Source organism: Sulfitobacter sp. PS-8MA (genome assembly GCF_040933935.1).
GTDB lineage: Bacteria > Pseudomonadota > Alphaproteobacteria > Rhodobacterales > Rhodobacteraceae > Sulfitobacter.
The window spans coordinates 808,903-822,448 of the sequence record NZ_JBFQYJ010000007.1 but is presented as its reverse complement, the minus strand read 5'-3'; the positions used below and the strand labels follow the sequence as shown (position 1 = coordinate 822,448).

15 protein-coding genes are annotated in these 13,546 nt (G+C 65.2%); all 15 read right to left on the bottom strand.

Features of this window, described 5'->3' with window-relative positions; genetic code table 11:
* Positions 1–94: 94 nt before the first annotated feature.
* Positions 95–679, bottom strand: coding sequence for a sulfurase (locus AB4M76_RS17570; protein WP_368443315.1), 585 nt, complete (start codon positions 677–679; stop codon positions 95–97).
* A gap of 22 nt (positions 680–701) precedes the next feature.
* Positions 702–1,355: a hypothetical protein gene (locus AB4M76_RS17565; protein ID WP_368443313.1), complete on the bottom strand. Its 654-nt coding sequence runs from the start codon at positions 1,353–1,355 to the stop codon at positions 702–704.
* A gap of 169 nt (positions 1,356–1,524) precedes the next feature.
* Positions 1,525–3,441: an ATP-dependent zinc metalloprotease FtsH gene (gene ftsH / locus AB4M76_RS17560; protein WP_368443310.1), complete on the bottom strand. Its 1,917-nt coding sequence runs from the start codon at positions 3,439–3,441 to the stop codon at positions 1,525–1,527.
* 101 nt (positions 3,442–3,542) lie between these two features.
* The gene (tilS, locus tag AB4M76_RS17555) at positions 3,543–4,814 is read right to left on the bottom strand and encodes a tRNA lysidine(34) synthetase TilS (RefSeq protein ID WP_368443308.1); all 1,272 of its coding nucleotides are present in this window, start codon (positions 4,812–4,814) and stop codon (positions 3,543–3,545) included.
* Between the two features lie 6 nt (positions 4,815–4,820).
* Positions 4,821–5,669, bottom strand: a complete 849-nt coding sequence (gene ybgF, locus AB4M76_RS17550; protein WP_368443555.1) for a tol-pal system protein YbgF — start codon at positions 5,667–5,669, stop codon at positions 4,821–4,823.
* A gap of 75 nt (positions 5,670–5,744) precedes the next feature.
* A complete protein-coding gene (gene pal / locus AB4M76_RS17545) occupies positions 5,745–6,269 on the bottom strand; it encodes a peptidoglycan-associated lipoprotein Pal (protein WP_368443306.1) in 525 nt (174 codons plus the stop codon).
* A 98-nt stretch (positions 6,270–6,367) separates the two neighbouring features.
* The gene (gene tolB, locus AB4M76_RS17540; RefSeq protein ID WP_368443304.1) at positions 6,368–7,711 is read right to left on the bottom strand and encodes a Tol-Pal system beta propeller repeat protein TolB; all 1,344 of its coding nucleotides are present in this window, start codon (positions 7,709–7,711) and stop codon (positions 6,368–6,370) included.
* A gap of 1 nt (position 7,712) precedes the next feature.
* Positions 7,713–8,894 (bottom strand): energy transducer TonB, encoded by a 1,182-nt coding sequence (locus AB4M76_RS17535; RefSeq protein WP_368443302.1) that lies wholly within the window; start codon positions 8,892–8,894, stop codon positions 7,713–7,715.
* Between the two features lie 3 nt (positions 8,895–8,897).
* Positions 8,898–9,371: a protein TolR gene (tolR, locus tag AB4M76_RS17530; RefSeq protein WP_368443300.1), complete on the bottom strand. Its 474-nt coding sequence runs from the start codon at positions 9,369–9,371 to the stop codon at positions 8,898–8,900.
* Positions 9,372–9,374: 3 nt separating this feature from the next.
* Positions 9,375–10,070 (bottom strand): protein TolQ, encoded by a 696-nt coding sequence (gene tolQ / locus AB4M76_RS17525; protein ID WP_368443298.1) that lies wholly within the window; start codon positions 10,068–10,070, stop codon positions 9,375–9,377.
* A gap of 120 nt (positions 10,071–10,190) precedes the next feature.
* Entirely contained in the window at positions 10,191–10,589 is a 399-nt protein-coding gene (locus AB4M76_RS17520) for a YbgC/FadM family acyl-CoA thioesterase (RefSeq protein WP_368443296.1), read from the bottom strand.
* A complete protein-coding gene (locus AB4M76_RS17515) occupies positions 10,586–11,209 on the bottom strand; it encodes a hypothetical protein (RefSeq protein ID WP_368443553.1) in 624 nt (207 codons plus the stop codon). The genes AB4M76_RS17520 and AB4M76_RS17515 overlap by 4 nt, the downstream gene beginning before the upstream one ends.
* A 31-nt stretch (positions 11,210–11,240) precedes the next feature.
* Positions 11,241–12,260, bottom strand: coding sequence for a Holliday junction branch migration DNA helicase RuvB (gene ruvB / locus AB4M76_RS17510; RefSeq protein ID WP_368443294.1), 1,020 nt, complete (start codon positions 12,258–12,260; stop codon positions 11,241–11,243).
* A 70-nt stretch (positions 12,261–12,330) separates the two neighbouring features.
* A complete protein-coding gene (gene ruvA, locus AB4M76_RS17505; RefSeq protein WP_368443293.1) occupies positions 12,331–13,008 on the bottom strand; it encodes a Holliday junction branch migration protein RuvA in 678 nt (225 codons plus the stop codon).
* Positions 13,005–13,511: a crossover junction endodeoxyribonuclease RuvC gene (gene ruvC, locus AB4M76_RS17500; RefSeq protein WP_368443291.1), complete on the bottom strand. Its 507-nt coding sequence runs from the start codon at positions 13,509–13,511 to the stop codon at positions 13,005–13,007. The genes ruvA and ruvC overlap by 4 nt, the downstream gene beginning before the upstream one ends.
* Positions 13,512–13,546: the final 35 nt, after the last annotated feature.

The window sequence follows — 13,546 nt, the reverse complement described above, 5'->3', positions numbered from 1 at the left end:
GTTGGTCGCGATCTTGATGAACAAGACTTACAGGCACAAGGCTATGATGAGAGGCCGTGTTTCCGACACTCAAGCGGCGCGAAACGGCGCGGGGTCAGTCGAGATGCGGCCAGACCGGCTGGTCCGGGACAAAGAGCCGCATTTCATCGCCAAGCGCCAGCGGCCCTTCGCGTTCGACCCAGGCGGTCACCCCGCGTTTGCCCTGCGCCGCCGCGCGAAAGCCTTTGCCGTGGCCGGGCCGCTCATTCTCGATCTCGCGCGCCGGGAAGTTGCAGGGGCCGTTTTCCACATCAATCACCAGCGTGGTGCCTTGGGCCGTCTGCAAACGCGACCCGGGCGGGACGAGGGTGAAATCCGCAATGCCCTCCAGCACGATCGACGCGCCGAGCAGCGCCGGATCGAGCTTTGGCAAATTAATCGCTGCAGCGATCTGCGCCATCTCTTCGGCAGAGAGGATCGACAGCTGGCGGGTATTGCGGATTTCGGTGTCTTTCGGATGCAGATTGCGCACGCGGACACAGGCCGGGCGGGTGAGCCCGGCGTGAAAGTCCCCTTCAAACCCTGCGTAACCCGCGAAAGCCTGCGCCAGCGGGGCGGAGCGGATGTTCTCGCGCTGCGCGGGCACGGCCCCGAGCCAGGTGATCCGTCCGATGTGGTTGGTGCTGCGAAGAGCGGGCATGCGCTGTCCTTTGCCTGTCAGCCTATTGGCGGTTCAAATGGACCGTGAAACCGCCGCCGCTGATGGAGGCTCTGGCCAATGTGCGGGCGGTATAGACCAACTCCATCCCGAAGGATTTCAGATAGAAGGGCGCGACATAGCCCGGGCCCATCACGACGCGGTAGGACATGTCGCATCGCTCCCTGTCGCCCTCCCGCTGCACGGCCTCGGGCGCGATCTGCACCACGCGGCGGCCGTCATAGGCGGCCAGCGGCGCGGGGCATGTTTCGGCAGTGGCGAGGGCGGCGAAGAGTTCCGGCGGAAAGATCACCCCCGCAGGGACTTTCGCCGCCTCGGAAATCTCCGTCCGTTCCGAGGGCGGCGCCACCGCGACCGAGGTCACCTGACCGGCGCTGCGGGTGATGTCGATATCGCGGGTTTCACTGCCCCGGTTCGTGCCAAGGTAGCTGACCTGATCGCCTTGGGCCTGTGTCACCGCGCTGAAGGTGCCATTCTTGATGCCAAAGGGGGCATTGTCCAAGGCCAGAAGAAACGCCGCATTCCGGCTGTGCCCGTTGAAGGTCAAGGTTCCCAATTGACGCCCGGCGAGCGAGACGCTGTAGCTTTGCTCCCCTGCCCAAGTCGGCCCGGCAAGCAGCGCGAGGAAAGCGGCGGTGAGGCGGAAGTGGCGTTTCATAAGAATCCGTCGGTCTAGAACTCCGGTTCAGGTGTAGCTGCTCTTGTGCCGTTATGCGACAGTCGAATGCGCGGGCGGTTACCGGCCTGCGCCGCGTCATGCCCGGACACGGCGAAACGAAAAGACCCCGCCGAAGCGGGGTCTTTCTTATGTGTCTTGAAGGATCGGATCAGACCGAAGGCTCAGGCTCCATCCCGCCATCCTTCGGCGGGGTTTTCTTGCCCTTCGCCTTGGGGATCGCGGTGACGCTGGGCGCGCTGCCCGCGTCGGAGTTGTCGTCGTTCGGGTCTTCGCTGGGCGGCAGACCGTCCATCACCCGTTTGATCTCATCCCCGGTCAGCGTTTCATATTCCAGCAGACCCTGCGCCAGACGCTCGAACTCCACCTCTTTCTCGGTGATGATCTTCAGCGCGTGGTCATAGCCGTCCTGAATGAATTTCTGGACCTCTTTTTCCACCAGTTCCTTGGTATTGGCAGAGACCGAGAAGCCTGCCGTGTTGCCCTGATAACCCTGCGCAGCCTCGGAATAGTCGATATTGCCGACCTTGTCGGACATGCCCCATTGCAGCACCATCGCCCGCGCCAGCGCGGAGGCTTGCTGAATGTCGCCCGCCGGGCCGTTGGACACGGAATCGGGACCATATTTGTGGATTTCCGCCGCCTTGCCCGCCATGGCCATGGCTAGGCGCTGGTGGCATTCGTCCTTGAACATGTTCAGGCGGTCGATCTCAGGCAGGCTCATCACCATGCCAAGCGCCCCGCCGCGCGGGATGATCGTGGCCTTATAGACCGGATCGCATTTCGGCAGCGTCATGCCGACCAGCGCGTGACCGGCTTCGTGATAGGCAGTCATTTCCTTCTGCTCGGCGGTCATCACCATCGAGCGGCGCTCTGGCCCCATCATCACCTTGTCCTTGGCCTGCTCAAAGTCGACCATGGTGACAAAGCGGCGGCCCACACGGGCGGCCATCAAAGCGGCCTCATTCACGAGGTTCGCCAGATCCGCCCCCGAGAAGCCCGGCGTGCCGCGCGCAATGATGCGCAGGTCAACATCCGGCCCCAGCGGGGTCTTGCGGGCGTGGACCGAAAGGATCTTCTCGCGGCCTTTGATGTCGGGGTTGGGCACGGTGACCTGACGGTCAAAGCGGCCCGGACGCAGCAGCGCAGGGTCAAGCACGTCGCGGCGGTTGGTCGCGGCGAGGATGATGACACCTTCGTTGCTCTCAAAACCGTCCATCTCGACCAGCAGCTGGTTCAAGGTCTGCTCACGCTCGTCATTGCCGCCGCCATAGCCGGCACCCCGGTGACGGCCCACGGCGTCGATCTCGTCGATAAAGACGATACAGGGGGCGTTTTTCTTGGCCTGTTCGAACATGTCGCGCACCCGGCTGGCACCGACACCCACGAACATCTCGACAAAGTCGGAGCCGGAAATGGTAAAGAACGGCACGCCCGCCTCCCCGGCAATGGCGCGGGCCAGCAGCGTCTTACCGGTACCCGGAGGGCCCACCAGCAGCGCGCCTTTGGGAATCTTGCCGCCGAGACGCGAGAACTTCTGCGGGTTGCGCAGGAATTCGACGATCTCTTCAAGTTCCTCCTTGGCCTCGTCGATGCCCGCCACGTCGTCAAAGGTCACGCGGCCCTGTTTCTCGGTCAGCATCTTGGCCTTGGATTTGCCAAAGCCCATGGCACCGCCTTTGCCGCCGCCCTGCATCCGGTTCATGAAATAGATCCAGACACCGATCAGCAGCGCGATGGGCAGCAGCGACATCAGGAAGGTCTGGAAGCCGGATTGCTCCTGCGGGCGGGCCTTTACCGGGATATCATTGTTGATCAGCAGCTGCGTCAGCTCGGCATCCTCAGGCTTGATCGTCAGGTAATCAGACCCATCCGCCGCACGGAACCGCACCTGCTCGCCATCAAGTGTCACATTGCGCACATCGCCATCCTGCACAGAGGCGACAAACTCGGAATAGCTGACCTCGTTATTTTGCAGCGACCCGCTGGACCCGCTGAACAGGTTAAACAGCGCGAGCACCAGCAGCATCAGGACGACCCAGAAGGCGAGGTTACGAACATTTCCCAAGGAAATTCTCCTAAATTCACATAGCCGCAGGCAAGTCCTGCGGCCCAAGGGGCGCCCGTTGAGGCAACCACCATACTAAGATAGACATGATGCGCTCATGTTCAATGCGATAATGGCGCGGTTTTGAACCACGCCGCATCGCGTTCAAGCTGCACATGCCATTTCTCGTCTAGCCCGGCAAGGGGCGCTGCGAGCAGCCGGTCGCCCTGCCAGAGCGCCGGGGTCGACAGCAGCATGGCGCGCGGGCGGCCGGTGTCGCGCCATTCGGGGCATTGGGCCAGCCCCTGCGGGCCGAGGGCGCGCAGTTCAGCACCTGCGGGCGTGGCGGCATCAGAGGTCGCACGCCAACGGCTGTCCCAAATGTGATCCGCTGGCACAACATGCGCAGCTACGGCGTTATATTCGCGGAAAATCCAGATTTCCCCGCGCCGTAAAAGCGCCTGACAGCCATCCAAGGTCGCCGCCTGCCCCTCTGCCAAACGGGCGATCAGGGCGGCAACGGGGGCGCGGCGGGGCGCATAGGGGCGGCCGCTGATCCAGCCTAGAGCGCGCAGGATCAAACGGCGGCGAATTTCTTCTGGGGCCGCGAAAAAACCCTCGGCCTCGGCCACCACGGCCCCGGCCTCGATGCGCAGAAACTCGCTCGCGGCGCGGTCGGTCTGATGGTCAAGCGCGGCGCGGGCGCTGGCCATATTGCGCGCGACTTCGACCAGGGCCTCGGCATCAAGGCCAAGCGGTTCGAGCTGGGCGAGGGTTTGGCGGGCCTGAATACGGGCGTAGTGGAGATCGTCGTTGCTGGGGTCATCGACCCATTCCACACCCGTTTCTCGCAGGTAATCGCGCAGTGCCTCGCGGCGCAGAGAGAGCAGTGGGCGCAGCCATGTGATCCCATGCCGCCTGCTGCGCGGCGCCATGGCCGACAGCCCATCCACCCCCGCACGTCGCGCCAGCCGCATCAGCACGGTTTCGGCCTGATCATCAGCGGTATGGCCAAGCGCCACGAAAGGCAAATCCCGCCGCCCGGCCCACTCCGCAATCAGCCGGTAGCGCGCTTGCCGCGCTTCGTTCTGGAGGTTGCCCTGCCCGTCCCAGCCCCGCCAGCGCAGGGTCTCATGGGGCAGACCAAGGGCTGCGGCATGGCGGGCAACGAACGCCGCCTCTGCCGCCGCCTCGGGCCGCAGGCCGTGATCGACGGTGGCGACCTCCAGATCGGTCCCGGCCGAAGCGCAAAGCCGGTGCAGCAATGACAGCAAGGCCATCGAATCGCCTCCGCCCGATACGGCAACACCGAGGCACGGGGGCAGCGCCCCCCCAAGCCCCGCCATCAGCTTTTCAGCCAGACCTGCGCTGGCCGGGGCGGCGGCTTTGGTCACGGTGGCTTATGAACAGCCCAGCGTCTGGCGCTGCGCTTCGGCTTGGCTGACCTGCGGCGCATCGGGAAAGCGCACGGCGACTTCGGACAGGGTCACACAGGCTTCTTGCGTCTGCTCCAAACTGCCCAGCGACCGGCCCAGTTCAAACAGCGACTGCGGCGCGACCGGCCCTTCGGGATCGGTGCTGAAGGCGGCGAGAAAGGCGCGGGCGGCTTCGCGGTTGTCGCCTAAGCCCGTCAGCGCCTCGCCGCGGCGCAGCTCCGCTTCGGCGGCTAGCGGGCCGCCGGGATAGGTCTGATTGAAGGTCGCAAAGAGATCGGCGGCGCTGCGAAAGTCACCGGAGGCGAGCGCCTCCTGCGCCCGCTCGAAATCGGCCTTCTCGCTGACCGCCAGCTCTGCCTCGTTGAAGGGGGTGACAATGCCGTTGGACGGGGCCGCCCCATCGCCGGGGGTGAGCGGAACCACCTCGCGGCCCGTGTCGGTTCCCGGTGCCGCGACAGCAGGTGCCGCCCCGCCGCCGAGGGTCGAGGTCTCGCCAAGCGCGCCCAGATCGCCGCCCTCAAGCTCAACCAAACGGTATTCCAGATCGCCGATCCGGTTGGTGCCATCCGCCACCACCCGGTTGATCCGGTTTTCCATCTCCTCGGTCTTGGAGGTCAGGCGCTGCAATTCGCTTTCCATCGTGCTGACCCGTTCCAGCACCGAATTGCCCCCGGTTTCGACAGAGGCCCCGCCGGTGGTCGACAGCTCGCGGCGCAGCTTTTGCACTTCGACGTTCAGAATGGTGAGCTGCTGGCGAATATCGGCCAGCGTCTCCCCATTGTCCTGCGCCATGAGCGCGGCGGGGGCGGTCATCAGCCCGATCACCGCGACGAAGATATATCGCTTCAGCACATTGGCCTCCTTCACTTGGTCATCGCGTGGCGCGGGTTAGCTGGTCAGCCCACCACCGGCGAGCACGGTCACGGCGCGGCGGTTCTTGGCATAGCAGGCCTCTTCCGAGCAGATCTCGATCGGGCGTTCCTTGCCGTAGCTGATGGTTTTCAACCGCGAGGCCGCGATGCCTTTGGAGATCATATATTCGCGCACCGCATTGGCCCGACGGCCGCCAAGCGCGATGTTATATTCGCGCGTGCCCTGCTCATCCGCATGGCCTTCGATCACGGCCTGATAATGCGGGTTGGATTGCAGCCAGGCCACCTGCCCGTCCAGCGTGGCGCGCCCGGTGTCGGTCAGGGTCGACTGGTCAATGAGAAAGAGCACCCGGTCGCCCACGGCCTGCTGGAAATAGGCGGTGGAGGTGGGGTCATTCGCGCTGCCCGGCACGATACCGGCATTGGCACCCGCGCCCGCACCGGCCCCGCCCATGCCATCGGCACCGAAACGGTCCGGGTTGGTACAGGCCGACACGGCCAGCGCGGAAATCAAAAGCGTGCTCGTCAGAATGCGTTTCATGGGGTCTGCCCTCTCTGTGGTGGCGTTATTCTTGCTGGTGTTAGCACAGGCGCGGGGCCATGGGAATTGCCCGCGCCTGCGGGGGAATTTACATCGGCTTAGTTCTGCAGGGGCGACCAGGACGGATCGGACCCGCCCTCGGGCGTGCGCACCGGTTTCAGGTTACGCCCCGAGATATCGACCGAATAGAGCGAGGATGAGCCGCCGGCACCTTGGGTCTCACGCGCGAACATGATGACCCGGCCATTGGGCGCCCATGTCGGGCCTTCGTCAAGGAAGGAAGCGGTGAGCAGCCGTTCCTCGGAGCCATCCGTGCGCATCACTCCAATGTGAAAGCGGCCCTTGTTCTGTTTGGTAAAGGCCACCAGATCCCCGCGCGGCGACCAGACAGGCGTGCCGTAACGCCCTTCGCCAAAGGAAATCCGCGTCGCCTCACCGCCGGTTGCGGGCATGATATAAAGCTGCGGGCTGCCCGAACGGTCACTTTCAAAGACGATCTGGCTGCCATCGGGCGAGAAGCTGGGCGCCGTCTCAATCGCGGGTGTTTGGGTCAGCCGCACCGATTGGCCGGAGTTGATGTCCATCGAATAGATGTCGGTATTGCCGCCATTGCTCAGCGAATAGACCACGGTCTGACCGCTGGGCGAGAAGCGCGGGGCGAAGGCCATGCTGCCTGCGGCACTCTCCAAGGCGCGGCGCTGCACCGAGCCGATGTCGAGCACATAGATCCGCGGGAAGCCGCTTTCATAGCTGGTGTAGAGCACCCGCTGGCCATCGGGCGAGAAACGCGGGGCCAGCACGATGGAGCCGGATTCGGTCAGATATTTCAGGTTGGCCCCGTCGTAATCCATGATCGCCAGTCGTTTCTGACGGTCGTCCTTGGGCCCGGTTTCAGAGACATAGACCACGCGGCTGTCGAAATAGCCGCCCTCACCGGTGATCCGGCTATAGACCGCATCGGCCACCTTATGCGCCATGCGCCGCCAGCCCTCGGTGGTGCCGGAAAACTGCAACCCGCCCTGCCCGTTCGCGTCGAGCAATTCCTCGCCCGAAAACACGTCATAGACGCGGAATTTCACATTCACGCTGTTGCCGCTGACATTGACCGCCCCGGTGATCAGCGCCTGCGCGTTGATCGCCTTCCAATCGGCGTATTCCACCGGCGCGTTGAAATCGCTGACGGTGGAGATATAGGCGCTGGCCGGGATCTCGCGAAACAGGCCGGTGCCGGTCAGATCGTCAGAGACAACGCGGGCGATGTCGGTCGCAAGCTGCCCCGCCTCGCCGCTTTCGGGCTGAAAGCTGGGCACGGCAAAGGGCAAGGGCTCGATCGTCGGATCGTCGATCACGATGCGCAGCGGTTCGGCACGGGCCGGATCGGGGGCCAGCGTGAATACGGCGGCGGCGCTCAGCGCCAGCAGTCCCAGAAGTCTCGTCAGCATGTTATCGGCTCCTCATTGGGTCGAATGTCATCTCGATGTCTTGCCATTGGCTGTATTTTTCCTGCGGCAGGTCGTAGCCCCGGCTGCCGCAGCGGATCACCGCGCGTTTGGCGGCTTCAAAGGCTTGGCGGGCGGCGGCATCGCTGCCGCCACTGGAACTCAGCAGCCGGATCGAACTGGCAACAGGTGTGCCGTCCTGATTCATCTGCAATCCCACGATCACGGTGGTCCGCGCCGCCTCTGTCGAGAGCGCGCCGATGTTCCAACAGGCCGACACCGCCACGCGCAGCGACTCGCGTTCGCCCGAGGACAGCGGCGGGCCGCTCGGCACCGGGGCCTCGGCCTCCGGCTGGCCGAGCACTTCGCTCAAAGCGTCCGCGATGGCGTCTTCGGTCGAGCTTGGCGTCTCGGCGGGTTCCGGCTCCGGCTCTGGCTCCGGGGTCGGGTCGGGCTCCGGCGCAGGTTCGGGCTCTGGCGCGGGGGCCTCCGCAGGTTCCTCCGGCGCCTCGGCCACCTCGACCGGCGGCGGGGGCGGCGGGCGGCGGCCCGGCGGACGTGCGGAGGCCGCCGGGGCCTTGTCGGCCTCGGTCACGATCTCGGTGGTGCTGTCCTCCGGCGTCTGCGCCTCTTGCGGCTCTTCCACCTCGGTTTCCGCCTCGGCCTCGGCATCGGGGGTCACGGCGGGCTGTTCGTCGAGATCGGGGCGGACCTCGGGGTCGGGCTGTTCCACAGGCTCCGGCGCCACACGCGGGGCTTCGCGGGGGGTGGCTTCGGGCGCGATTTCAGGCACCAGAACGGCGGTATCGCCAATCGGCTCGGGCATTTCGGGGGCGGTGTCGTCGACCTCGGTCTGCGGCGGCAGTTCCAGCTCGGTCACCTCTGGCGGCGCGTCCTCGGGCGGGATCTCGGTCTGTACCGGGTCGGACTGCTCAATGGCCGTGTCGGGCTCCGCCGTGACATCGGGGGCCTCCTCGGTCACCTCTGGCGGCGCGGGCTGGGCGACTTCGACGGTGGAATCGGGCGCCTGCGGCCCTGCCACCAGCGCGTCATATTCCGCGGCAGAGATCACCGAGACCTCGGTCATCTCGACCGGGTCCGGCTCGGAGGTGAAGATATTGCCAAACAACAGCCAACCGATAAGACCCAGATGCCCGGCACCTGATATGTAATGCCCGGTATGCACCGCTCAGCCACCCGACGTGTCGCTGCCGTCCAACGCCGGGCCGCCGATGTCAGTCACCAGACCGATGTTGGAAAAGCCGCCTGCGTTGAGCGCGCCCATCACTTCCATGACCTGCGCATAAGGCACATTGCCATCCGCGCGCAGGAAGACCCGGTCGCTGGCCCGCTCTGAGGCAATCGCCCGCAGCTTGGTCACCAGCTGGCTGCGCGGCGTGTCGGTGGTTTGGATCTGCACCGCGCCCTGAGCGGTGACGGTGACGGTCAGCGGCTCTTCCTGGTCGGCGGGCAGCGCGCTGGCGGCGGTTTTCGGCAGTTCCACCGGCACGCCCACGGTCAAGAGCGGGGCCGCGACCATGAAGATAATCAGCAGCACCAGCATTACGTCGACAAAAGGCGTGACGTTGATCTCGGCCATCGGTTGGCTGCGACCGCGTCTGCGCCCCCGTCCGCCCTGTTTCTTGATGACACCTGCGCCCATGGCTTAACTGTCCAACTGGCGGCTAAGGATGGTGGCGAACTCATCCGAGAAGGCTTCGTAATTGCCGAGGATGCGGTCACTGTCGGCGCTCAGCTTGTTGTAGAAGATAACCGCGGGGATCGCGGCCAGCAGGCCGATGCCGGTGGCCAGAAGCGCCTCGGCAATACCGGGGGCCACGACGGCAAGATTGGTGTTCTGCTGGGCGGCGATCTCGATGAAAGAGTTCATAATGCCGAAGACGGTGCCGAAAAGGCCCACGAATGGCGCGGTGGAGCCCACGGTGGCCAGCACCGGCAGACCTTTCTGCAGACGCTCGGCTTCCTTGGAAATCGCCACATCCATCGAACGGTCGATCCGCGCGGTGGCGCCGGGGATCATCGCGCCATCCTCGCGGTGCGAGCGGCGCCATTCCGACATGCCGGCGGCAAAGATTTTCTCCGACGGCCCGTCGGGATCGGCGCCAATGGTGTCGAACAGCCCGTCCAGCGGCTCGCCCGACCAAAACGCCTGATCGAACTGCGCCGCCTCAGCGCGGGCTTTGCGGTATTGGATGGTTTTCTGAATGATGATCGACCACGACCAAAAGGAGACCGCGATCAGCATGATCATCACCAGTTTAACCGTCAGTGTCGCCTTCGCGAACAGCCCCCACAGGGAGAAATCAATCCCCTGTGCCAATGCCAGCGTCTCTGCTTCCATTTGCCTATGCTCTTTTCCTGCCACCCCTTACGGGGCAATCTGCCTCTTGGGCCGTATTTTTCCGGCCTCAATTTGGGGCAAAGCTAACGGGTTGCAACCGGGATTGCCAGAATTATGGTATCAGCCCGCGGGATCACTGTCTGACAGGCGAAGTTTCGCTGGCAAACGGGTGGGTTTTCCGGCTGTTGTCATGCAAACGGCGGTCACTTTGGCGCGAAAGATCACCTTGCCATCGCGCAGCACGTCTTGATCGAACACCCAACGCACCGGCCCTTCGGCCTGATGGGTGGTCTGCACCTCCAGCCGGTCGCCAAAGCGCGCCGCCCCGATGTAATCCGCCTCCACCCGCGTCACGGCAAAGACCAGCCCGTCCTCGCGCATGGCGCGCTGGTCGAGGCCGATCTGCTCGACGATATCCGACCGCGCCCGTTCGATATAGCGCAGGTAGTTGGCGTAATAGACGATGCCCGCCATGTCGGTGTCCTCATAGAAGATGCGGACGGGAAAGACATGGCTCATGATGCCACCTGCACCCGCGCGGCAAGGCGCAGCGCATGGCTGGCATCATTGGCGGCGCCGGGCATCACCGGATCATAGGCGGCGCGGATCACGTCGGCCACCTCGGGGCGCAGCACCAGCGCCTCTTCGGCCAGCGCCAAGGGCGATTGCTCATGAAAGGCGTCTTCGGACCAGAGCAGGATGATCTGCACCGCCTGGCTCAGCGCCAAGACCTGCGCCGACATATCGCGCAGGCTCTCGTCCATGCGCAGGAACACGAATGCCGCCTTGATCGCGCCGTTTTCGTCGAAGCGGAAGAAGCGGTATTGGTTCGCCCCTGCCGCCTGCAAGCGTTCGACCTGCGCCGCGAGGTCCGGCACCAGACCCTCCATCCCCGGCACGTCGAGCAGCTCTGCCCAATCGGCAAAGAAGAACATCATCAGGTTGCTGCCCAGCTCGGGATCGGTCTCGGCCATCTCATGCCCGGCAAGCTTCGCCACCGCCTCCAGCGCGCCTTTGACCACCGGCAGGGCCGCGTCCTCGACCCCAAAGACCACCGGCGCGATGGGGCGGCCCCAGCGGGCAAAGGCGAACTGCCCGTCGCGGCGGGTGAAAAGGGTCTCGATCTGCTCTGCGGTCATCGTCATCTGTGTTCCCTTCGCTCCGGGGGCGTCAGCCGAAAAGGTCGCTTTGCCCCTTTGGCGCGGCCATGCCGAGATGGCTCCACGCCTTGGCCGCCAACATTCTGCCGCGCGGGGTACGCTGGATCAGCCCCTGCTGCAACAGGAAGGGCTCGATCACCTCCTCCAGCGCATCGCGGCTTTCCGACAGCGCCGCCGACAGGGTTTCGATCCCCACCGGGCCGCCTTGGTAATTCTCCGCCATCAGCCGCAGGTAGCGCCGGTCGGCCCCGTCAAGGCCCAGATGATCGACCCCGAGCCGCGTCAGCGCCATATCGGCCAGTTCCCGCGTCACCCGACCATCGCCCTCGACCACCGCGAAATCCACTACCCGGCGCAACAGCCGCCCGGCAATGCGCGGCGTGCCGCGGGCGCGTTTGGCAATCTCGCGCGCGCCGCCTTCGTCGGCAGGGGCGCCGAGTTTGCGGGCATTGCGGTCCACGATGATGTAAAGCTCATCCTCGGTGTAGAATTGCAGCCGTGTCGGGATGCCGAAACGGTCGCGCAGTGGCGTCGTCAGCAGCCCCATGCGGGTGGTGGCCCCGACCAGCGTGAAGGGCTGCAACTCGATCCGCACGGTGCGCGCGGCGGGGCCTTCGCCGATCACGAGGTCCAGCTCGAAATCCTCAAGCGCGGGGTAGAGCACCTCTTCCACCGCCGGGTTCAGACGGTGAATCTCGTCGATGAACAGCACATCGCGGGCTTCGAGATTGGTCAGGATCGCCGCCAGATCGCCGGCCTTGGCCAACACCGGGCCAGAGGTCATGCGAAAGCCCACGCCCAACTCCCGCGCCATGATCTGCGCCAGCGTGGTCTTGCCCAAGCCCGGCGGCCCGTGAAACAGCGTGTGGTCCATCGCCTCGCCGCGCTGGCGGGCCGATTGGATGAAGACCGCAAGGTTGGCCCGCGCCTCGGCCTGGCCAACGAACTCCGACAGCATCTGAGGCCGCAGGGCGCGGTCAAAGTCTTCGGGCATCGGCTCGGGCCGCACGGTGGGGTCAATGTCACTCATAGGGCCTCGTTATGCCGTAGGCTGTGTGGTTCTTCCAGCGGAAGGTTCACGCAGCATCTGTCGTGCCGGGTCACCCCTTCGGCGCCAGCAATTTCAGCGCCGCGCGGATGAGCACCTTGGTGTCCGCCTCCGGCGTCTCGCCCGCTGCCTGCGCCACCGCTCCTGCCGCATCGCCCGGCGCGTAGCCCAAGTTGCCAAGCGCCGAAAGCGCCTCGGATTGCGCCGAGGCATTGGGGGCTGCGGGTTTCGGTGCAGGGCGCGGGGCGGCGGCTTCGATCACGCTCTCGTCGGCAGCGGCCTGCGCTTCGCCCAGAGCATCGGCCACCGTGCCGGTCATCGCCATGACGCCCGGCGCCTTGTCCTTGAGGTCCAGCACCACGCGCTGCGCGATCTTGGGGCCGACGCCTTTCGCCGCCTTCACCGCGTTCCAGTCGCCCAAGGCAATGGCACGGCTGACCCCATCCGGCCCCAAGGTGCCAAGGATCGCCAGTGACGCCTTGGCCCCCACCCCCTGCACCGAGGTCAGCAGCCGGTGCCATTCCTTCTCCACCAGCGTCTGAAAGCCAAACAGCTGCATCAGATCTTCGCGCACCACCAGATCGGTATAGAGCGCCACGACCTCGCCCACGCCCGGCAGCGCCGCCATGGTGCGGTCGGAGACATAGACGAGGTACCCCACGCCGCGCACATCGATCAGCAGGTGATCGGCGGCGCGGTAGTCGATGCGGCCGGAAATCTTGCCAATCATGCCCGCGCCCTCGCCACCGCCTGTGCCAGCGTGCTGGCCCCGCCGTGATGCGCGTGGCAGATCGCGATGGCCAAAGCATCCGCCGCATCCGGCCCCGCGATCTCGATCCCCGGCATCTGCATCCGCACCATATGTGCCACCTGTCCCTTGTCGGCATGGCCGACGCCGACCACGGTCTTCTTGACCTTATTGGGCGCGTATTCCCCCACCGCGATGCCAAATTGCGCCGGCACCAGCATCGCGATGCCCCGCGCCTGGCCCAGCTTCAGCGTGCCGGCCCCGTCCTTGTTCACGAAAGTCTGTTCCACCGCCGCCGCGCCGGGGCGGTAGCTGGCGAGCACCCGCGTCAGCTGCCCATGCAGCGACAGCAGCCGCGCCGCGAGGTCTTCGCCCTCGGACTGGCAGATGCCATTGGCGACATGGGCGATTCGGCTGCCCGCCACATCGATCACGCCCCAGCCAAGGTTGCGCAGCCCCGGATCTATGCCGATCACCCGTATCATCTCTGCCCTCGTCAGATTTATTGCTTTTCGGAGCA